This is a genomic window from Comamonas squillarum (assembly GCF_025309455.1).
GTDB classification, from domain to species: domain Bacteria; phylum Pseudomonadota; class Gammaproteobacteria; order Burkholderiales; family Burkholderiaceae_C; genus Comamonas; species Comamonas squillarum.
Genome location: NZ_CP104377.1, coordinates 2,905,470 through 2,926,699, shown reverse-complemented (window position 1 = coordinate 2,926,699; position 21,230 = coordinate 2,905,470). Strand labels below are relative to the sequence as shown.

At 64.9% G+C, this 21,230-nt stretch carries 14 protein-coding genes; 12 read left to right on the top strand and 2 right to left on the bottom strand.

Annotated features, from left to right (window positions below):
* The first annotated feature begins 28 nt into the window (after positions 1 to 28).
* Entirely contained in the window at positions 29 to 1,630 is a 1,602-nt protein-coding gene (locus N4T19_RS13530; RefSeq protein WP_260718270.1) for a gamma-glutamyltransferase family protein, read from the top strand.
* An 83-nt stretch (positions 1,631 to 1,713) separates the two neighbouring features.
* Here the strand turns inward: N4T19_RS13530 and N4T19_RS13525 are convergent, their stop codons facing one another.
* Complete coding sequence (locus tag N4T19_RS13525) at positions 1,714 to 2,565, bottom strand: DMT family transporter (protein ID WP_409935206.1); 852 nt, start codon at positions 2,563 to 2,565, stop codon at positions 1,714 to 1,716.
* A 563-nt stretch (positions 2,566 to 3,128) separates the two neighbouring features.
* Here N4T19_RS13525 and N4T19_RS13520 point away from each other — a divergent pair.
* From N4T19_RS13520 to N4T19_RS13500, 5 genes are all read left to right on the top strand, one after another.
* Complete coding sequence (locus tag N4T19_RS13520; protein WP_116926299.1) at positions 3,129 to 4,079, top strand: siderophore ABC transporter substrate-binding protein; 951 nt, start codon at positions 3,129 to 3,131, stop codon at positions 4,077 to 4,079.
* A gap of 37 nt (positions 4,080 to 4,116) precedes the next feature.
* Entirely contained in the window at positions 4,117 to 5,148 is a 1,032-nt protein-coding gene (locus tag N4T19_RS13515) for an ABC transporter permease (RefSeq protein ID WP_116926300.1), read from the top strand.
* 1 nt (position 5,149) lies between these two features.
* Positions 5,150 to 6,151 carry an iron chelate uptake ABC transporter family permease subunit gene (locus N4T19_RS13510; RefSeq protein ID WP_116926301.1) on the top strand — a complete coding sequence of 334 codons (1,002 nt, stop codon included), beginning with the start codon at positions 5,150 to 5,152 and terminating at the stop codon, positions 6,149 to 6,151.
* Between the two features lie 15 nt (positions 6,152 to 6,166).
* Positions 6,167 to 6,922, top strand: a complete 756-nt coding sequence (locus N4T19_RS13505; RefSeq protein WP_260718269.1) for an iron ABC transporter ATP-binding protein — start codon at positions 6,167 to 6,169, stop codon at positions 6,920 to 6,922.
* A gap of 72 nt (positions 6,923 to 6,994) precedes the next feature.
* Entirely contained in the window at positions 6,995 to 7,342 is a 348-nt protein-coding gene (locus tag N4T19_RS13500; RefSeq protein WP_116926303.1) for an FHA domain-containing protein, read from the top strand.
* Positions 7,343 to 7,378: 36 nt separating this feature from the next.
* Here N4T19_RS13500 and queA read toward each other — a convergent pair whose 3' ends face one another.
* Positions 7,379 to 8,524 carry a tRNA preQ1(34) S-adenosylmethionine ribosyltransferase-isomerase QueA gene (gene queA, locus N4T19_RS13495; protein WP_182343754.1) on the bottom strand — a complete coding sequence of 382 codons (1,146 nt, stop codon included), beginning with the start codon at positions 8,522 to 8,524 and terminating at the stop codon, positions 7,379 to 7,381.
* A gap of 179 nt (positions 8,525 to 8,703) precedes the next feature.
* Here queA and N4T19_RS13490 point away from each other — a divergent pair, with 179 nt between their 5' ends.
* The 6 genes from N4T19_RS13490 to N4T19_RS13465 all read left to right on the top strand — a co-directional run bounded on the left by N4T19_RS13490 (position 8,704) and on the right by N4T19_RS13465 (position 21,159).
* Complete coding sequence (locus tag N4T19_RS13490) at positions 8,704 to 10,239, top strand: glycine betaine ABC transporter substrate-binding protein (RefSeq protein WP_232539460.1); 1,536 nt, start codon at positions 8,704 to 8,706, stop codon at positions 10,237 to 10,239.
* An 87-nt stretch (positions 10,240 to 10,326) separates the two neighbouring features.
* A complete protein-coding gene (gene recG / locus N4T19_RS13485; protein ID WP_260718268.1) occupies positions 10,327 to 12,549 on the top strand; it encodes an ATP-dependent DNA helicase RecG in 2,223 nt (740 codons plus the stop codon).
* Between the two features lie 502 nt (positions 12,550 to 13,051).
* Positions 13,052 to 14,020, top strand: coding sequence for a LysR substrate-binding domain-containing protein (locus N4T19_RS13480; RefSeq protein WP_021028298.1), 969 nt, complete (start codon positions 13,052 to 13,054; stop codon positions 14,018 to 14,020).
* A 193-nt stretch (positions 14,021 to 14,213) separates the two neighbouring features.
* Entirely contained in the window at positions 14,214 to 15,014 is an 801-nt protein-coding gene (locus N4T19_RS13475) for a phosphatase PAP2 family protein (protein WP_260718267.1), read from the top strand.
* A 46-nt stretch (positions 15,015 to 15,060) separates the two neighbouring features.
* A complete protein-coding gene (gene ubiA, locus N4T19_RS13470) occupies positions 15,061 to 15,945 on the top strand; it encodes a 4-hydroxybenzoate octaprenyltransferase (protein ID WP_260718266.1) in 885 nt (294 codons plus the stop codon).
* Positions 15,946 to 16,074: 129 nt separating this feature from the next.
* Entirely contained in the window at positions 16,075 to 21,159 is a 5,085-nt protein-coding gene (locus N4T19_RS13465) for an ExeM/NucH family extracellular endonuclease (protein ID WP_260718265.1), read from the top strand.
* Positions 21,160 to 21,230 lie beyond the last annotated feature (71 nt).

Here is a 21,230-nt window from a genome sequence, read left to right as displayed (position 1 = left end):
ATCTCGTTTGCATTCAGAAAGACAAGACATGACCACCGTGAAAGACTGGGCCCAGCCCTATGCCTCGCAGCGCTCGCCCATCCTGGGCCGTAATGTGGTGAGCACCTCGCAACCGCTGGCCGCGCAAGCGGGCCTGCGCATGCTGCAAGCGGGCGGCAATGCGGTGGATGCGGCGCTGGCCGCGGCGATGACCTTGACGGTGGTGGAGCCCACGGGTTGCGGCATTGGCAGCGATGCCTTCGCGATTGTCTGGGACGGCCAGGAGCTGCATGGCCTGAACGCCTCGGGCCGCGCGCCAGCGGGCTGGACGCCGGAGTACTTTGACAAGCTCGGCGGTATCCCTGAAAAAGGCTGGAATGCCGTCACCGTGCCCGGCGTGGTCTCGGGCTGGGTGGAGCTGTCCAGGCGCTTTGGCAAGCTGCCTTTTGCGCAGGTGGCACAACCGGCGATCGACTATGCGCGCCACGGCTTTGCGGTGTCGCCGACGATTGCCAAGCTCTGGGCGCTGGGCCTGGCCAAGCTGGGCGACCAGCCCGGTTTCAAGGAATGCTTTGCGCCGGGCGGCCAGGCACCGCAGGCGGGCAGCTGGTTCCAAAGCGAGGCGCATGCCCGCACCCTGGAAGAGATTGCCGAGACCCTGGGCGAATCCTTTTACCGGGGTGCGCTGGCGCAAAAGATGGCGGCCCACAGCCAGGCCAACGGCGGCGTGATGACAGCCGAGGACCTGGCCGCCCACCGCTGCGACTGGGTGGGCACGGTGGCCCAGCCCTTTGGCGACTCGGTGGTGCATGAGATCCCGCCCAATGGCCAGGGCATTGCCGCGCTGATTGCGCTGGGCCTGCTCGATGCCATTGGCATTGGCGACCAGCCGCTGGACAGCGCCGAGACCGTGCACCTGCAGATCGAGGCAATGAAGCTGGCGCTGGCCGACCTGGCCCAGTACAACGCCGATATCGACCATATGCGCGTCCACCCCCAGCAAGACCTGCTGAACCCCGGCTACCTGGCAGAACGCGCCCAACTGATCGACCGCAGCAAGGCCAGCGTTGCCCGCTATGGCGCGCCCAAGCCGGGCGGCACCGTCTACCTGACGGCCTGCGACGAGAGCGGCATGATGGTGTCCTTCATCCAGTCCAACTACATGGGTTTTGGCTCGGGCGTGGTCGTGCCGGGCACGGGCATCAGCCTGCAAAACCGGGGGGCGGGCTTTACCACCGAGGCGGGCCACGCCAACCAGGTGGCGCCGGGCAAGCGCCCCTCGCACACCATCATCCCCGCCTTTGCGATGCATGCCGATGGCTCGCCGCAGATGGCCTTTGGCGTGATGGGCGGCCCGATGCAAAGCCAGGGCCATGTGCAGATGGCTGTGCGCGTGCTGCGCTATGGCCAGAACCCGCAAGCCGCTGCAGACGCACCGCGCTGGCGCGTGACCGGTGGCAACCAGGTCTCCGTCGAGCTGGGCTTTGACCCACAGGTGATTGCCGCGCTGCGTGCGCTGGGCCATGAGGTGACCATCGAAGAAGGCCATGGCGTGTTCGCCTTTGGCGGTGCGCAGCTGATTGTGCGCGAGGGCGGGCACTATGCGGCCGGCTCCGATCCGCGCAAGGACGGCCAGGCGGTCGCCTACTGACGCGCAAGCGGAACCAACACACCCAGGGCGCCACCGAACAGGTTTCGGTGGCGCTTTTTTTCGTCTCTATGTGGCTGCGGGCATTAACGTGATTCGCGCACCGACAGCCAGGCGCTGAGCGCGCCGCCCAGCGCAATCGCGACCATGCCCAGCACCGCCCAGTGGTCGGGGATATGGCCGTACAGCAGCCAGCCTGAGAACACGGCAAAGGGGATCTGGCTGTAGAGAAAGGGCGAGATCGTGGCCGGCTTGGCATGCTCATAGGCCTTGAGCAGCATCAGGTGGCCAATGGTGCTGCCCACACCCATGGCCAGCGCCGCCAGCCACAGGGCGGTGGTGGTCGGCATCTGCCAGAACCAGGGCATGCTGGCGCTGGTCAGCACCAGCGCCAGCAAGCTGGTGTAGATCTGGGTGGTGACGGGGCGCTCTCTGCCTGCCATCTGGCTGCTGACGATCTGGTAGGCGGTGTTGGCTGCCAGCTGCAGCGCCGGCCAGATAAGTGCGCCGCCGCTGAAATTGGCGCTGCCCGGGCGGATGATGACCACCGTGCCCAGAAAGCCCATGGCCACCAGCACCCAGCGCAGCGGGCTGACGGGCTGCTTGAGCCAGAGCGCTGCCACCAGCGTCATCGCCAGTGGCGTCATCGCGACTACGGCCGTGAACTCAGCCAGCGGCAGGTAGCGCAGGCTCATCATTGCGCAGGCATTGCTGCTGCAAAACAGCGCAGCGCGCGCAATCTGAAAGCGCGGGTGCGTGGTGTGGAACACGCTGCGGCCATACTGGTAGACACCCCAGCCGACGGTGAACACCGATTGCAGCATGTAGCGCAGCCACAGCGCCATCAACAGCGGCAGCAGCGCGCCCGCGTATTTGGAGCCGGTATCGAGCAGGCAGAAACAGGCGCAGGCCAGCACCGTGAGCACAATGCCGGTCAAAGCCGAGCCTTCACCAGGGCGGCGCGGGGGCGGGGTGTGGGTTGTTTCGGGCAGGCGGGCGGCGCTGTCCGCGGCAAGGGCATGGGGGCTTATCAGGCCTTTGCCGGGTGGGGCAGAGGCAGTGGCAGGGGCTGTCGGGGGAGTCACGCGGGCAGGGGCACCATGCGGCGGCCGGTCTCCTGCGGAGTCGAAGGGCTGGCTTGGTGTGGCTCCATTGTAGAAAGCGGATGTCCGCTGGGGGCCCCGGCGTGGCGCTGTGGCTGCAGTTTTTGCGCCCCACTGTCCGATCAGGGACAGTCCGGCGGCTGCTGGATCGTTCTGCGGGTTTGTACCCGCCTTGAACCGAGGGGAACAAAACAGCGTGTTACCATTCAAATGAGAACGATTCGCAAATGTGTCAGTTGTGTAAAGCCTCCGGGCGCAGCAGCTTGGCAGGCATCAGGCGATATCTCCATTCCATCAACCGCTGGGGCTCAGCGTGCGGGCGCAAGAAAAACAGTAGCGATACGGTCTTGGGTCGGGTGCATGCAGGGGCTGCCGGCTTTCCAACCAAAGGATGTTCCATGTCGCGCTCCGCTCGCTCTACCGTCAACCGCCGCCAGTCGCTGCTGCAACTGGGTGCCTTGGTGACCCTGCCCTGGGCGGCAGGCGCCGCACTGGCGCAGCAGACCCTGACGGTGCAGCAAGCGGGCGGCCCGGTGCAGATCCCGGTCAAGCCCAAGACCATCCTGGTGTTTGACCTGGCCGCGCTCGACTGCCTGCGCGCACTGGGCGCCGAGGTCAAGGGCGTACCCGAAGTCGTGAAGTTCCCGCCGGTGCTGGAGCAATACGCCAGCAAGGACTACACCCGCATCGGCAGCCTGTTCGAGCCCAACTACGAGGTGGTCAAGGGCCTCAAGCCCGATGTGATCGTCGCCGGTGGCCGCTCGGCCGCCAAGGTGGCCGAGCTGGCCAAGATTGCGCCGACCTTGGACCTGACGGTGGACAACACCCAGCCGGTGGCCAGCGCTTTCAAGCATTTGAAGATCCTGGGCGAGATGGTCGGCAACGAAGCCCAGGCCCAGACCTTGATGGCCGCGATGCAGGCCGATATCGACAAGCTCAAGGGCCTGACGGCCAACAAGGGCGCCGGCCTGATGGTGATGACCAATGGCGGCAAGCTCAGCGCCTATGGCCCGGGCTCGCGCTTTGGCATGCTGCACGATGTCTATGGCATTCCCGCCGCCAACAAGGACATCAAGGTGGCTGGCCATGGCCAGGCGATCTCGTTCGAGTTCATCCTCAAGACCAACCCGGACTGGCTGTTTGTGCTGGACCGCGATGCCGCCATTGGCCGCGAAGGCGCATCGGCCGCCAAGCTGCTGGACAACCCCCTGGTCAACGCCACCAAGGCGGCCAAGAAAAAGCAGATCGTCTACCTGAACTCGGCCAACTGGTACCTGCTGGGCAATGCCAGCCCCGGCTCGTTGCATGACGATGTGACGCAGCTGATCAACGCGTTCTCCAAGGCCTGATTGGCGTGCTGAGCCAGCCCCCGTTGCGAGCCACAGCATGACGACCTTGACCGACCAAGCGCCACGCGGCGGGCGCAGCCCTGCGCTGCGTGCGCTGGCCTTTGCACTGCCCGCCGTCGCGGCTCTGGCCTTGCTGGCCTTTGTCAGCCTGCTGGTGGGCGTCAGCGATGTGTCGGTGACGACCTTGCTGCGCCTGTTCTCCCACAACGACGATGACCTGGCCACCCAGGTGCTGGTGGCCAGCCGCGTGCCCCGCACGCTGGCACTGCTGCTGGCCGGCAGCGCGATGGCGGTGGCCGGCCTGCTGATGCAGATGCTGGCGCGCAACCACTATGTCGAGCCTACGACCATGGGCACGGCCGAATCGGCCGGTATGGGCATGCTGATCGGCATCCTGTGGTGGCCCGATATGCCGGTGTTCGGCAAGATGGGTCTGGCGGCGGTGTTTGCACTGGCGGGTACGGCCCTGTTCCTGGCGGTGCTCAGCCGCATACGGCTGCGCTCGGCGCTGATCGTGCCGTTGGTGGGCCTCGTGCTGTCGGGCGTGATCGAATCGGCCACCACTTTTATCGCCTACCGCTTTGACCTGATGCAGGCGGCGCGCTCCTGGATGACGGCTGATTTCTCGGCCATTGTGCAGGGCCGCTACGAGATGCTCTGGCTGTCGCTGGGCATCACGGCGCTGGCGATGCTGGCGGCAGACCGCTTCACGGTGGCCGGCATGGGGCAGGACTTCGCCACCAACCTTGGGCTCAACTACAAGCGCCTGGTGGCCCAGGGCGTGTTGGTGGTGGCGGTTGTCACCGCGTCGGTGATCGTCACTGTCGGCATCATTCCCTTTGTCGGCCTGATCGTGCCCAACCTGGTGCGCCTGGTGGTGGGCGACAACGTGCGCAAATCCGTGCTCTGGGTCGCCTGGGCGGGGGCCTTGATGGCGCTGGCCTGCGACCTGATCGGGCGCGTGGTCATCGCCCCGTACGAGATACCGATCGGCACCGTGATGGGGGTGCTGGGCAGTGCGATGTTCCTGGCGCTGCTGCTGTCGCGCCGCAAGCGCATGGGAGGCTGAGATGAACAGCTTGTCTACCTCGCCTGCCGTGGCGGCACCTGCATCTGTCTCGTGGCTGGGCACGCCGGCGCGGCGTCTGTGGCTGCTGCTGGCCTTGGCGCTGCTCGCCAGCCTGTACTTCATGACCAGCCAGGTGCAGGCCGAGTGGAGCTTTGTGCTGCCCCTGCGCGGCAAGAAGCTGGCAACCATGTGGACGGTGGCCTTTGCCATCGGCGTCTCCACCGTGCTGTTCCAGACGGTGACCAACAACCGCATCCTGACGCCGGCGGTGATGGGCTTTGACGCGCTGTTCCAGCTGATCCAGTCGGTGCTGGCCTTTACGTTGGGCGCAGCGGCCATGCAGATTCCGGAGCTCTCGCGCTTTGGCATGAATGTGGGGCTGATGGTGCTGCTGTCGACGAGCCTGTTTGTCTGGCTGTTCCGGGGCCAGGCCAGCAACCTGCATTTGCTGCTGCTGGTGGGCATTGTCGCGGGTATCTTTTTTCGCAGCCTCAACAACTTTGTCTGGCGCGTGATGGACCCCAATGAGTTCACCGTGCTGCAAGACCGCTTGTTTGCGAACTTCAACACGGTCTCGCTTCCCTTGCTGCTGCTGTCGCTGCCGGCGATTGCACTGGTGGGCATCTGGGTCTGGCGCCAGCGCCACATGCTCGACGTGCTGGCGCTGGGGCGCGAGGTGGCCGTCAACCTGGGCGTGAACTACCAGCGCGCGGTGATGGGCGTCTTGGTAGTGGTGGCCATTTTGGTGTCCATCTCGACCGCGCTGGTCGGGCCGGTGACCTTTTTTGGCCTGCTGGTGAGCAACATGGCCTACCAGCTGATGCACAGCCACCAGCACCGCTACACCTTGGCCGGCTCGGTGCTGCTGGGCGGCTTGTTGCTGGTGGGCGGGCAGATGGTGCTCGAGCGCCTGTTTGGCTTCAACACCTCGCTGTCCATCGTGGTGGAGTTCCTGGGCGGACTGACCTTTATCTATCTTTTAGTGCGCAAGGCCAAGAGCTGAGCGCAGCGACCAGCCATGATTGAAACCGACAAGCTGCGCAAGACCCATGGCACCACGACGGTGCTGCATGACCTGAGCCTGCGCATTCCCCAAGGGCGGCTGACGGCCATCATCGGGCCCAATGGCGCGGGCAAATCGACGGCACTGTCGCTCATCAGCCGGCTGATGCCGATGACCTCGGGCACGGTGCGCATCGAGGGCCAAGACATCACGACCACCGCCAGCGATGCGCTGGCGCGGGTGATGGCGATCTTGCGCCAGGACAACCAAAGCGCGCTGCGCCTGACGGTGCGTGACCTGGTGGCCTTTGGCCGCTTTCCGCATTCCAAGGGCCGGCTGACCGAAGAGGACCGCGTGCATGTGGATGCGGCGCTGAACTACTTGAAGCTCCAGCCGCTGGCAGAGCGCTTTCTCGACGAGCTCTCGGGGGGCCAGCGCCAGCGCGCCTATATCGCCATGGTGCTGTGCCAGAACACGCGCTACATTCTGTTTGACGAGCCGCTCAACAACCTGGACATGGCCCATGCCGTGGGCATGATGAAGCTGCTGCGCCAGGCGGTGCAGGATGCCGGTAAGACCGTGGTGGTCGTGCTGCACGACATCAACTTTGCCGCCAGCTATGCCGACCACATCATCGCGATGAAGGGCGGTGCGCTGTACTGCGAAGGCCCGCCCGAGCTGGTCGTGCGCGACGAAGTGCTCAGCGACCTCTATGAAATCCCCGTGCAGGTGCATGAGGTGGGTGGCCGGCGCTTTTGCGACTATTTCTGAATTGCGCCTTGGTTTGGTAGATTGGCGGCGGCGCATGCCACCTTGCAACGGCAACCACAGAAGGCACCTGCGATGGCAAAAGATATTCTGGTCAAGGACAAGAAGCGACTGAGCCTGCACACCTGGAGCGTGGAGGAGGGCTTCTCGACCATTGGCCGCGACCCCGGCAGCCGCTTTATGCTGGACCACCCCAGTGTGAGCCGCAGTCACGGCGCGTTTTTTCTGCGCGAACGCGCCGGCGTGCTGACCATCGAGGACCATGGCAGTACCAACGGCACCTTGGTCAACGGCGTGCCGGTCAAACGCAAGATTCTCTTCGCCGGCGATGTGGTGCAGATCGGCGATTTCCAGCTCTATATCCTGCAGGGATCGGCCGCGCAGGGGCAGCCCGGGCCTGCGCTGGGCAGTGGCCGGGCTTGAGTCGGCCTGGGCCCGGCTGGAGCCTGGCCGTGGGCGTCAGAACGCAGCAGGCGGCTGCTCGGTGGCCGCGTCGGCCGCGGCCGGCTCCTTTTGGCGCTGCAGCAGCATCGAGTCACCATAGCTGAAGAAGCGGTACTGCTGCGCAATCGCGTGCTGGTACAGGCCCATGATGTGCTCGTAGCCGGCAAAGGCGCTGACCAGCATCATCAGGCTGCTCTTGGGCAGGTGGAAGTTGGTGACCAGCATGTCGACCACGCGGAACGGGAAGCCGGGCGTGATGAAGATATTGGTGTCGTCCGAGAGCTGGCCGGTGCGGGCCCAGGACTCCAGGGTGCGCACCGTGGTGGTGCCTACCGCGATGACCCGGCCACCGCGCAGGCGGCAACGCTCCAGCGCCGCCAGGGTGGGCAGTGGAATGTTGTACCACTCGCTGTGCATCTGGTGGTCTTTGAGGTTCTCGGTCTTGACCGGCTGGAAAGTGCCTGCGCCCACATGCAAGGTGACGCTGGCGCGCTCCACGCCCTTGGCCTCCAGGGCAGCCAGCACCTTCTCGTCAAAGTGCAGCGCGGCGGTGGGGGCGGCCACGGCGCCGGGGTTCTTGGCAAACACGGTCTGGTAGCGCTGCTCGTCCTCGGCCTGGTTGGGATCCTGGCCGGTCTGCTGCTCGCGCTCTATATAAGGGGGCAGGGGGATGTGGCCGTGCTGCTGCATCAGCTCCCAGGGCGATTCGCCGTTGGGGCCGCTCAGGCGCAGGCGAAACAGTGCGCCCATCTCGTTGGGCCAGCGGCCCAGCAAGGTGGCGTCAAAGCCGCCGGCCTTCTTGCCGCCCATCATGTGCAGCACGCCGCCCACGGCCGGCTTTTTGCTGACCTTCATGTGCGCGACGACTTCGTTGTCCTGCAGCACGCGCTCGATCAGCAGCTCGATCTTGCCGCCGCTGGACTTCTCGCCAAAGATGCGCGCCTTGATCACCTCGGTGTCGTTGAAGACCAACAGATCACCGGCCTGCAGCAGATTGGGCAGCTCGTGGAAGCGGCGGTCCACCAGGCCGGGCTCGCGCGCATCCAGCAGGCGGGAGCCGCTGCGCTCGGCAGCCGGGTGTTGGGCAATCAGTGCTTCGGGTAGCTCGAAATCGAAATCGCTCAGTTGAAAAGTGCGGCGGACACCGGAGAAGGCAGTCATCGTTGGCTCATGCAGGCGGAACACACCCGCAGCTCACAGGGATCAAAACAAGGGGGCGATTGTGCCACTGTGGCAGAGGCGCAGCAGGCTGCGCGGGCTTGGGGCCGTTGGTGGTGGCCTCCTACGTGGCTGGGCGATGCGCTTGCTATAGTGGCCCGATGCAACGTCTTTGCCACTTGATGACCTTAGCGCTGGTCTGGGTTCTGGGCATCCTCGCGGCACCGGCTGCCGGGGCCGCGCAGGAGGAGAGCCTGCGCGTGGGCTCCAAGCGTTTTACCGAATCCTATGTGCTGGCCGAGATCATGGCCCAGCAGGCCCAGGCCGCTGGCGTCCAGACCCAGGTACGCCAGGGCCTGGGCAATACTGCCATCGTCTACGAGGCGCTGCGCTCCGGCCAGATCGATGTCTATGCCGAGTACAGCGGCACCATTGCGCTGGAGATTGCCAAGCATGCCAAGGGTAGCGACCTGGCGTCGCTGAACGAAGCGCTGGCGCCGCTGGGCCTGGCGGTGGGTGTGCCCTTGGGCTTTAACGACGGCTATGCGCTGGCGATGCGCCGCAAGCAGGCCGAGGAGCTGGGCATCCGAAGCTTGAGCGACCTGGCGCGCCACAGTCAGCTGCGCTATGGCCTGTCCAACGAATTCATTGGCCGGGGTGACGGCTGGCCGGGCCTGGCCCAGCGCTACCGCCTGCAGGCCAAGCCCCAGGGGCTGGACCATGGCCTCGCTTATGAGGCCATCACGCAGCAGCACATCGATGTGATGGATATCTACACCACCGATGCCAAGATCGACCATTTGGGCCTCTTGGTGCTGGAGGACGACCTGGCGTACTTTCCGCGCTATGACGCGCTGCTGCTCTACCGCCAGGAGCTGCCCCAGCAAAAGCCGGTGGCCTGGGCCGCGCTGCAAAAGCTGCAGGGCCGGATCAGCGAAGAGGCGATGATCGGCATGAATGCCCAGGCGGAGCTGCAGGGCCAGGGCTTCGCCGAGATTGCCAAGCAGTTTCTGGCAGGTGGGGCGCCGCAAGCGGCTGGCGCTACCTCGGCCGATGCCAAAGCCGCTGGCCAGCCCAGTTTTGCTGCGCGGCTGTGGACGCGTCTGGTGGCCCCCGATCTGTGGCGGTTGACGGCGCAGCATCTGGCGCTGGTGCTCATTTCGGTAGGGGTGGCGGCGCTGATGGCGGTGCCCGCCGGCATTGTGCTGTTTCCGCATGCACGCTCGCGCGCGTTGGCGCTGGGCGCGGCTGGGGTGCTGCAGACAATTCCGTCGCTGGCGCTGCTGGCGGTGTTGATTGCCTGGTTTGGCGTGATCGGGCGGCTGCCGGCGCTGGTGGCACTGACGGCTTATTCGATCTTGCCGATTTTGAGCAACACCTGCGCGGGCTTGGCGGAGGTATCGCCGGGTTTGCGCAGCGCGGGCTCGGCCCTGGGCATGACACGGCCGCAGCGCATGCGCTGGGTGGAGCTGCCGATTGCAATGCCCACGGTGGTGGCGGGTATCCGCACCGCCTGCGCGATCGGCATTGGCACGGCCACGATTGCGGCTTTCATTGGCGCCGGCGGCCTGGGCGAGCGCATTGTGACCGGTCTGGCCTTGAACGACAGCGCGTTGATGATGGCTGGCGCCTTGCCCGCTGCGGCGCTGGCGCTGCTGTCTGAGCTGGTGTTCGAGCTCTGGGAGCGCTATCTGCGGCGCCGTCGCGTGCGGCGCTGATGCTGCGGGCGGCCTGCAGAGGCACTGTCTTTTTAACCAGTCGTGCGGCAAAGCATGCCAGAATGCAGCATTGCTGAAACTGCCTCCATGTCCGCTGCCACGCCCGCCAACTCCGCTGATGATGCCGCGCCCGCCAAGGGGCGTAAGCCTGGCCGGCCGCGCAAGGTAACGGGCGCGACGCCTGAGGTGGCGCCTGCAGCCAGCGCCGCCAAGAGTCCTGCCAAGAACCCGGCCCAGCAAGCGCTGACCAAGTTGGGGCTGACGCGCGACATCGATCTGGCCCTGCACCTGCCGCTGCGCTACGAGGACGAGACGCGCATCATTGCGCTGCGCAATGCGCGTGACGGCGAGGTCGCGCAGATCGAGGCGACGGTGGTGTCGGCCGATGTGCAGCTGCGCCCGCGCAGGCAGTTGGTGGTTCGGGTGGAGGACGCCCATGGCGACCCCTGCGAACTGCGCTTTTTCAGCTTCTACCCCTCGCACCAAAAGACCATGGCCGTGGGCAATACCTTGCGCATCCGTGGCGAGGTCAAGGGGGGCTTTTGGGGCCGGCAAATGCTGCATCCGGCCTTTCGCCTGGCCGGTGGCGAGCTGCCTCAGTCGCTGACGCCCGTCTATCCCACCACGGCAGGGCTGCCCCAGCCCTATCTGCGCCGCGCGGTGATCAGCGGCGTGCAGCGCGCCGACCTGAGCGAGACCCTGCCGCCCGGTGTGGACCTGCCCTACGCCCGCTACCAGGGTGAGGGCGGCCTGGGCCGGGCCTACACCTTGCGCGAGGCGCTACAGTTTTTGCACCACCCCACGCCCGATGTGGCGCTGGCAACGCTGGAGGACCATAGCCACCCGGCCTGGCAGCGCCTCAAGGCCGAAGAGCTGCTGGCCCAGCAGCTGTCGCAGCTGACGGCCAAGCGCGAGCGCGACCGCCTGCGCGCACCGGCGCTGGCGGCGCAGCGCATGGCTGATGGCAGCCTGAACCTGCATGAGCAGTTTCTGGCCGTGCTGCCCTTTGCGCTGACCGGGGCGCAGCGCCGGGTCTGCGAGGAAATCGCCCGCGACCTGGGGTGCAACATACCGATGCACCGCTTGCTGCAAGGCGATGTGGGCTCGGGCAAGACCATTGTGGCGGCGCTGTCGGCGGTGATCGCCATCGATGCGGGCTGGCAGTGCGCGCTGATGGCGCCCACCGAAATCCTGGCCGAGCAGCATTTTGCCAAGCTGGTGGGCTGGCTCGAGCCCCTGCTCGCGCCGCGCGGCCTCAAGGTGGCCTGGCTGGCCGGTGCGCAAAAGAAAAAACAGCGCACCGAGATGCTGGCCCTGGTCGAGAGCGGCGAGGCCGCGCTGGTGGTGGGCACGCATGCCGTCATCCAGGACCAGGTGCAGTTCCAAAAGCTGGGGCTGGCCGTCATCGACGAGCAGCACCGCTTTGGTGTGGCCCAGCGCCTGGCGCTGCGGCAAAAGCTGCTGTCCACCGGCATGGAGCCGCATATGCTGATGATGAGCGCCACGCCCATCCCGCGCACCTTGGCGATGAGCTATTACGCCGACCTGGATGTCTCCACCATCGATGAGCTGCCCCCGGGCCGCACGCCGGTGGTCACCAAGCTGATCAGCGACAGCCGGCGCGATGAGGTGGTCTCGCGCATTGCCGACCAGATTGCCCAGGGGCGCCAGGTCTACTGGGTCTGCCCCTTGATCGAGGAGAGCGAGGCGCTGGACCTGTCCAATGCCACTGCGACCCATACCGACCTGAGCGAGGCGCTGCCCGGGGTCATGGTGGGTCTGTTGCATTCGCGCATGCCGACCGCCGAGAAAAAAGCCGTCATGGCTTTGTTCAGCGAAGGCGTGATGGGCGTGCTGGTATCCACCACGGTGATTGAGGTGGGCGTCGATGTGCCCAATGCCAGCCTGATGGTGATCGAACATGCCGAGCGTTTTGGCCTGAGCCAGCTGCACCAGCTGCGCGGGCGGGTGGGGCGAGGCGCTGCCGCATCGGCCTGTGTGCTGCTGTACGCGGTGGGGGACAACGGCAAACTGGGCGAAACGGCCAAAGAGCGCCTGCGGGCGATGGCCGAAACCTCGGATGGTTTCGAGATTGCCCGGCGCGATCTGGAAATCCGGGGGCCGGGCGAGTTTCTGGGCGCACGCCAGTCAGGCGCCCCGTTGCTGCGTTTTGCCGATCTGGAGGCCGACAAGCATTTGTTGGAATGGGCGCGGGAGCTGGCGCCGCATATGCTGGACCGCTGGCCGGATCTGGCGGCCAGCCATGTGCTGCGCTGGTTAGGCGGCAAGGCCGAGTACCTCAAAGCTTGAAAACGGGTACATAGCTACCAGTTACGCTGCATGGCAGCATTGCAAACAAGATTCAAAAGTTGCAAAAAAACGACGAAATTTAGGTAAATATTGATTGATTCGTGCTATGAGTGCTGCGCAAAATGATGATGGTGTTGCGTGAATAGAGGATGTTAAACGTATCCTGTAACTGGATTTATGGCGTATCTCGGCGTCAAAAACCGCAAATATGTCTTATGAAACAGGGAGGTAGCGAAGCAAGTAGGTGCATGACTATGTAGCATTATGTAAATGCCGGCATCCATATTTACCTACGTGAGCGGTGAGCAAGCGCTTGCATTTGACGCATAATAGATTAATGCTATTTTTGTTGTCGCTCATTGGTACCCATGGTGCTCTGGAATAGAGTACAACTCATAGCTTGCGGTTCTGATGAAACACAGTGTGGCACTTTGTCCTCTTGGCGCTCTAGCCAGGCGGTGCACAGGCCATGCACAATACGCGATTCGCACTAAAAACTGACATGACACTTACAGAGCTCAAATATATTGTTGCTGTCGCCCGTGAAAGGCATTTCGGCCGCGCCGCTGATGCCTGCTACGTGTCGCAACCTACCTTGTCTGTCGCCATCAAAAAGCTGGAGGAAGAACTCGAGGTCAAGCTGTTTGAACGCAGTGCCTCGGAAGTGTCGGTCACCAGTCTGGGTGACCAGATCGTGCGCCAGGCGCAAATCGTGCTGGACCAGGCTGCCGCGATCAAGGAAATTGCCAAGCGCGGCAAGGACCCGCTCGCCGGTGTGCTGACCCTGGGTGTGATCTATACCATCGGCCCCTATCTGCTGCCCGAGCTGGTGCGCCAGTCGATCGAGCGCACGCCGCAGATGCCGTTGATGATCAACGAGAACATGACCGCCAAGCTGCTGGAAATGCTGCGTACCGGTGAGATCGACTGCGCCATCGTGGCCGAGCCCTTCCCCGATACCGGTCTGGCCATGGCACCGCTGTATGACGAGCCCTTCTTTGCGGCCGTGCCCAGCGTGCACCCGCTGGCTACGCGTGACAGCATCTCGGCCAGTGAGCTGAAGAACGAAACCATGCTGCTGTTGGGCGCTGGTCACTGCTTCCGTGACCATGTGCTCGAAGTCTGCCCCGAGTTCGCGCGCTACTCCAGCAACACCGAAGGCATCCGCCGCACCTTTGAAGGCTCGTCGCTCGAGACCATCAAGCACATGGTGGCTGCCGGCATGGGTGTGACCTTGGTGCCGCGTCTGTCGGTGCCCAAGGATGCGCTGGAAAAGGGTGTGCGCCGCCGCAAATCGGACGAGACCCATATCCGCTACATTCCGCTGACCGACGAGATCAACGACGAAGCACCCAAGCGCCGCGTGGTGCTGGTGTGGCGCCGCAGCTTCACCCGCTACGAAGCCATTGCCGCGCTGCGCAATGCGATCTTTGCCTGCAACCTGCCAGGCGTGACCATGCTGCAAGCCTAAACCGCGCTGCACGGTTTCTTTTGGACCCCATGCATGGCATGCCTGCATGGGGTTTTGTATTTTCTGGGGTGTTTTGAACGTGTTGTCTGTGTTGTTGCCGCTTCGGTGGCTATCGTTGTTGGCGGCTGGCCGAGGCCTGTGTCGCCAGGGGCTGTGCTTGGTCGCGCTGGGGCTTTTCGGTGCTGAGCATGCGGTGGCCCAGAGCCGGGAGCTGGCTGGGGGATCGCGCATCTTCTTTCAGGCCTTGGCCATGCTGGATGCCTGGATGCCGGTGCTGCTCGCCGCCTGGTTGCTGGCAGGGGCGCTGGTTTGGCGCTGGCTGCCGCGCAGGCAGGCCGCCGTGCTGTATGCCGCCAAGCGGCCAGTGGCGATGCCGCTGGGCGTGGCAGCGGGCTGCCTGCTGGTGTTTGCGATGCTCGCCTGGGTGGTGGTCTACCCGGAGCATGCCGGCCATGCCCGTTTGATGGCGGCCGATGCGGGGGCCCAGCAATGGGCGCAAGACCATGTCTCGGCGCCCATGCGGGAGCTGCTGCATGTGCTGACCGCTGCGGGCGATGTGCGCTGGCTGGCGGTCATGGTGCTGCTGGTGGCGGGCTGGTTGGCGCTGGGCGCGCAGTGGCAGGCCTTGTGGGCCTGGGTGTTTTTCATCGGCCTCAATGGCCTGGCGGTGCGCCTGCTGAAAAACCTGCTGGACCGCGCCCGCCCCGAGGTGCTCCATGAGATGCTGACATCGGGCGCCAGTTTTCCCAGTGGCCACACCTCGGGCGCTGTGGTGGTCTATGGCCTGCTATGGCTGGCGCTGCGCGGCCGCCTCTCGCCGACGGCGAGCCGGGCCTTGGCCTGGGGCTGCGCTCTGCTGGTCGCCACTATTGCGCTCAGCCGCATCCTGCTGCAGGCGCACTTTGCCAGCGATGTGCTCGCTGGCGCGCTGCTGGGCCTGGCCTGGTGCGCGCTGGCGGCCCTGGTGCTGGGGCGGGGCGAGCGCCAAAATTGACAAAGACAGGGCACAGGGTAGACCTGTGACGCTATGCTTGCCCCCTATGTCTGCTGCTGCCCATCCCTCCACCTCGCTGTCTGAGCGCTTTGCGCTGTACCTGGATCTGATCCGCTTCAACCGCCCTGCCGGCTGGCTGGTGCTGGTCTGGCCCACCTTGGTGGCGCTGTGGGCCGCGTCGGGAGGCTTTCCGGGCTGGCATCTGGTGCTGGTGTTTGTGCTGGGCACTTTTCTGATGCGCAGCGCCGGCTGCTGCATCAATGACATTGCCGACCGCAAGTTCGACCGCCATGTCAAACGCACGGCGCAGCGCCCCATTACCACCGGCAAGATTTCGGTGTTCGAGGCGGCGATGGTCGGCCTGGTGTTGACCCTGCTGTCGCTCGCGTTGGTGTTGACCACGCGCTGGGAAGCGGTGGCCTGGTCGGTGCCTGCGGTGCTGTTCACCATCCTCTACCCCTTTACCAAGCGTTTTTTTGCCATGCCCCAGGCTTTCTTGGGCATTGCCTTCAACTTTGGCGTGCTGATTGCGTTTGCCGCTGTGCAAGGCCAGGTGCCGTTGATGGCCTGGCTCTTGTGGCTGGCCAATATGTGCATGGTGCTGGCCTATGACACCGAGTACGCGATGGTCGACCGCGACGACGATCTGAAAATTGGCATGAAGACCTCGGCCATCACCTTGGGCCGTTTTGATGTCGCCGCCATCATGGCTTTCTTTGTGGTCTGCCTGGGCCTGACGGTGCTGGCGCTGGCACCCTTGCAGCTGGCCTGGCCCTGGTGGCTGGGCGTGGCTGTAGCCGCCGCGCAGATGCTGTGGCACTACAGCCTGATCCGCCAGCGCACGCGCGAAGGCTGTTTTACCGCCTTCAGCAAAAGCCACTGGATCGGTGTGAGCCTGTTTGCTGGCGTGGCGCTTGCCTTTGCACTGTGACCTGGTTGTGACCGGGTGGTGACAAGGGCGGCGATGTCGGTTTTTGGGAACGCTTACAGTTTCTGACACGGAGCTTTCATCGCCAGCGGCGACAAAGAGAGGTTGTTTGCCACTTCCTCCTTAGCTGCCATGTTTGCTCTTCGCTCCATTTCCTCTGCATGCCGCGCCAGCGTGCGTGCATCCCAAGGCCTGTCGCTGGCCGCTGCCTTGCTGCTGGCTGCCAGTGTGCTGCCCGCTTCTGCCCAGACCACGCTTGCCGCTGGCGAAGTGGCGGTGGTCGGTTTTGCGTCGGATACGCCCGATGCCGTCAGCCTGGTGCTGCTGCGCAACATCGAAGCGGGCACCGAGATCCGTGTGACCGACAACGGCTGGACCAATGCCGGCGCGTTTCGCAGCGGCGAGGGTGTGCTGGTGTGGCAAGCGACGGAGGACCTGCCTGCGGGCACCATCGTCAAGATCGGCGCCGCAGATACCAAGACCCCCACGGCCAACTACGGTAGCGTTACCGCCACGGGCAGCTTCAACTTGGCCGCTGGTGGTGACAGCGTGCTGGTCTACCAGGGCTCTGAGGCCACCCCACGGTTCCTGTATGCGCTCAACAATGTGACCGCTGGCACCTGGGACAGCAACGCCAGCAACTCCAATACCTCGGCCTTGCCACCTGGCTTGGTCAATGGCGGCACGGCCATTGCGCTGGTCAAGCAAAACAATTTTGCGTATGACGGCGCCAAGGGCGTCACCGAAGGCACGGCCGCAGAGCTGCTGTCGGCCATCAGCACCGCTGCCAACTGGACGGGCAACGGCACGGCGCCCACGGCGATGACCGTGGTGGATCCGGATGCCGGCGAGACCGCGACCTTCACCCCGCTGCCCACGACCACGGCCGGCAGCTCGGACGCCTCCGCCGGCATTGCACTCGACGCCAGCTACATGGTGGTGGGTGACGACGAAGGCAATGTGCTGCGCGTCTACCCCCGTGGTGGCGGTGTGGCGATCAAGGAATGGGAATTTGGCAGCTTGCTGGGGCTGACCAAGGAGTTGGACCTGGAGGCCGGCACGCGCATCGGCAACACGCTGTATTTCACCGGCTCGCACAGCAACAAGTCCGATGGCAGCGAGGCGGACAACCGCGAGCACCTGTTTGCGGTGGATGTGTCGGGCACCGGCGCCAACACGGAATTTACCTTCAAGGGTTCGTACGGTGGTCTGGAGATGCAGCTGACCACCTGGGACCGCACCAATGCCCATGGCAAGGGCGCCAACTACTACGGCTTTGTGGCCTCGTCGGCTGACAAGGTGCCACCCGAGTCGGCTGCAGGTTTCTCGATCGAAGGCATGGCGGCCACCGCTGACGGCCAGCTGCTGCTGGGCTTCCGCGCGCCGCTGGCCAGCGCCCAGCTACGCAACCGCGCGCTGATCATCCCGGTCACCAACCCGGCAGCCATGGTGGCGGGCACTGCGCCTGTGCTGGGCGCACCCATCGAGCTGAACCTGGGCGGGCGCGGCATTCGCGACATGCAGCGTACCGATGACGGCAAGTTCCTGATCCTGGCCGGCCCTCCGGGCAAGGCCGATCCGGCTGTCAACACCAACTTTGCATTCTTTGTCTGGAATGGCCTGGGCACCAGCGACGTGCAGCAACTGGACAACGTACTGGACAACCTGCTGCGCACCACCGGTGGCAGCTTTGAGACCCTGGTCAGCCCCACCAGCACCGCACAAGGCACCACCGTGCAGCTGCTGCAGGACAATGGCGACACCATCTGGCCGGGCAAGGGCTCAGTCTCCAAGGATCTGCCTTTTGCAGACCAGCAGTTCCAGGGCAATACCGTCAAGCTCGGCGGCCCCGTCGCTGCCGACACCACCGCCCCCGTGCTGCAAAGCACCAGCCCCCTGCAAAACGCCGTGGAAGTGGGCAAGACGGCCGTGGTGCGCTTGCAGTTCAGCGAAACGGTGCAGCGCGGCAGCGGCAGCCTCTCGCTGCTGGAAGACGGTGCCGTGATCGCTACCGTGCCGATGACCGATGCGCAAGTGGCCATCAATGGCAGCGCGCTGAGCTTTACGCGCAGCGGCGGCTACCAGCCGGGCAAGCGCTACAGCCTGGTGCTGCCCGCCGGGGCGGTGCAGGATATGGCCGGCAACGCCTTGGCCGCGGAGCAGACGCTGAGCTTTACCGTCAGCAGCGCGGTGGCAGCCACGGCCAAGGTGCTGATCTCCGAGGTCAACTCCAATGCCGACGGCGGCGATTTTTTTGAGCTGTTCAACTACGGCACCAGCCCCGTGGATCTGAGCGGCTGGGGCTGGACTGACAGCAGCGGCGCGGTGCCCAGCGCCTTCCCCGCCGGCACCAGCTTGGCAGCGGGCGCACGTCTGGTGGTGCTCAATGAGACCACACCCGATGCCTTCCGTACCGCCTGGGGCTTGCAGGCCAGCACACCCGTCATCCTGGTCGCCGGACAAGGCCTGGGCAAGGGCGATGCCGTCTTGGTGTACGACGCCAATGGCTACGTGGCGGCCGCCATGAACTACGGCAGCAAGGCGCTGACGGCGACCGATGGCTCGACCGTGGCTCCTGCGAAGAACCCCAGCGGCACAGCCGTTTCCACCAGCGACCACGCCGGTGCGGCGGTGCGCAATGCGGGCACCACGGTCGGCAATGGTGTGTCGGCGGTATGGGATGGCAAGTCCACGTCCGAGCCGCGCTATACCGCTGCTGCGGTCGGCGTGCTCGACGGCTTTGCCCAGCCCTCGACGCCTGCCAATATCGGCTCGCCCGGTTTGGCGCAGAACCTGGCACCGGTGGCCACCACCCCGATCTCTGCGGTGCAGGGCGCAGGTGATGCCTCGCCCCTGGTGGGCCAGAGCGTGACGGTGCGCGGCATTGTGACCGCGTACCTGCCTGACCTCAGTGGCTTCTATATCCAGTCGCTGCCCGAAGACGACGACAACAATGTCGCCACCTCCGAGGCGGTGTTTGTCTACTACGGCAGCACGCCAATTGCCGGTCTGGGCGCCGACAGCGTGGGCCAGGCCGTGCAACTGACCGCCACGGTCAGCGAGTACAAGGGCCTGACCCAGCTGGGCGGCAGCATCCTGAACTTCAGCGTGCTCAATGGCGGCGCCAAGCAGGCGCTGCCTGCGCTGGTGGAGCTGAGCCTGCCCATGCCCGCCTATGCCAACTGGGAGCGCTACGAAGGCATGCGCGTGCGCATCACCGGCAGCACCGGCCCACTGGTCGTGACGGACAACTACTACCTGGGCCGCTATGGCATGGTCACGCTGAGTGACAAGGAAAAGCTGGTGCAGTACACCGAGCTGAATGCGCCCGACATCAATGGCAACAAGGCCTATCTGGAGACGGTCAAGCGCAGCCAGATCATTCTGGACGATGGCAGCACCAAGCAAAACCCGGCCACCGTGCTGGGCCGCAATGGCCAGGACCTGAGCGCCAGCAACAGCTTGCGTGCGGGAGACAGCACGCCAGCGATTGAAGGCATTCTGGACCACTTCATCGATACGGCTGCGGGCGAGCACCAGACCAGCTACCGGGTGCAGCCGCTGCAAAAGCCGGTCTTCAGCGGTGCCGCGCGCCCCACGGTGGCCGACCTGCAGCAAGCGGTGGGCAGCCCGACGGTCAAGATCGCTTCGGCCAACGTGCTGAATTTCTTCAGCACCCTGGGCACGGCTAAATTTACCAACCCCTACGGCGATTCGCTCGAAGGCCGGGGTGCGGACAATGCCGAGGAACTGACGCGCCAGACCGACAAGATCGTCAGCAATCTGCTGGGGCTGGATGCCGACGTCTACGGCCTGATGGAAATCCAGAACAACGGCTTTGAGACCACCAGCGCCTTGGCTGCGCTGACCCGGGCCCTCAACGCCCAGCATGGCAGCGATGTCTATGACTACGTGAAGGGGCCCTTCCATGCCGGTGGCGGCAAAACGGCAGTCGCTGCAGGCCATGATGCGATCACTGTCGCGGTCATCTACCGCAAGGACCGTGTGACCCCCGTGGGTGTGCCGGCCGTGCCCGATGAGGCGCAGTACGATGCCTTCAACGCCACCTATGGCAACCGCGTGCCCCTGGCCCAGACCTTCGAGAAGACGCTCGCTGGCGGCGGCAAGGACCAGTTCACCGTGGTGGTCAACCACTTGAAGTCCAAGGGCAGTGTCAACGATCCCGACATCGGCGACGGCCAGGGCGCCAACAACCAGTCGCGCAAGCGTGCCGTCGAGCAGCTGCAAGCCTGGCTGCAAGGCAACCCGACGCAAGCGGGCAATGGCAAGAATGTGCTGATGGGTGACTTCAACGCCTATGCCAAGGAAGACCCGATCTCCTTCCTGGAAGGCCATGGCTACCAGAAGCTGGGCGCGGGGCAGTACTCGTACAGCTTCCAGACGCTGTGGGGCTCGCTCGACCATGTGCTGGTCAGCTCGGCGCTCTCCAGCCAGGTGGGAAATGTGGTCAAGTGGCAGATCAATGCGGAAGAGCCGCCGGTCATCGACTACAACACCAACTTCAAGAGCGCCGCGCAAGTCACCTCGTTCTACGCGGCCGATGCCTACCGCTCCAGCGACCACAACCCGATCGTGCTGGGCCTGAACCTGGAAGGCACGCCCGTCGAACCCGAGCCGGAGCAGAACTTTGAGGTCGAGCTGCCCGCTGCTGGCGGTGGCGGCAGCGCTGCGGTGCAGTGGACCAGCGCGGACGCCTGCCGCCTGGCGCAAGCGCCGGTCGCTGTTTCGGCTGCCTCGCTGGGCGCCTTGCCCCAAGGCCTGAGCGTTCCCTACGGCGCCCTGCAGTGGACGGCCACGGGCTGCGCGATGGGCGGCAATGGCAAGATGAGCATCAGCTACCCCGCAGCCCTGCCCGCCAACGCCAAGTACTGGAAGTTCGGTCCCACCAAGGCCAACACCACGCCGCATTGGTACAACCTGCCATCGGCCGTGAACGGCAATACGCTGACCGTGCAGATCGTCGACGGTGGTGATGGGGATGACGACATGGTCGCCAACGGCCAGATCGCCGATCCCGGTGGTGCTGGCTGGCTGGCCGATGTGCCGGTTGACCCAGGCACTCCCGTCGACCCGGGCACGCCTGGCGCAGGCAGCGCTGTGCCGGTGCCGGCCTTGGGTCTGTGGAGCCTGCTGAGCCTGAGCGGCTTGCTGGGTCTGCTCGCTGCGGGCCGGCGCCGCCTCGGTCTGGGCCGCTAAGCGCAACCAGCCCTTGCGGCTCAGGGCCGCAGGGGCCTGACACTTCTGTCCAGGACTTGCTTGCAAGTCCT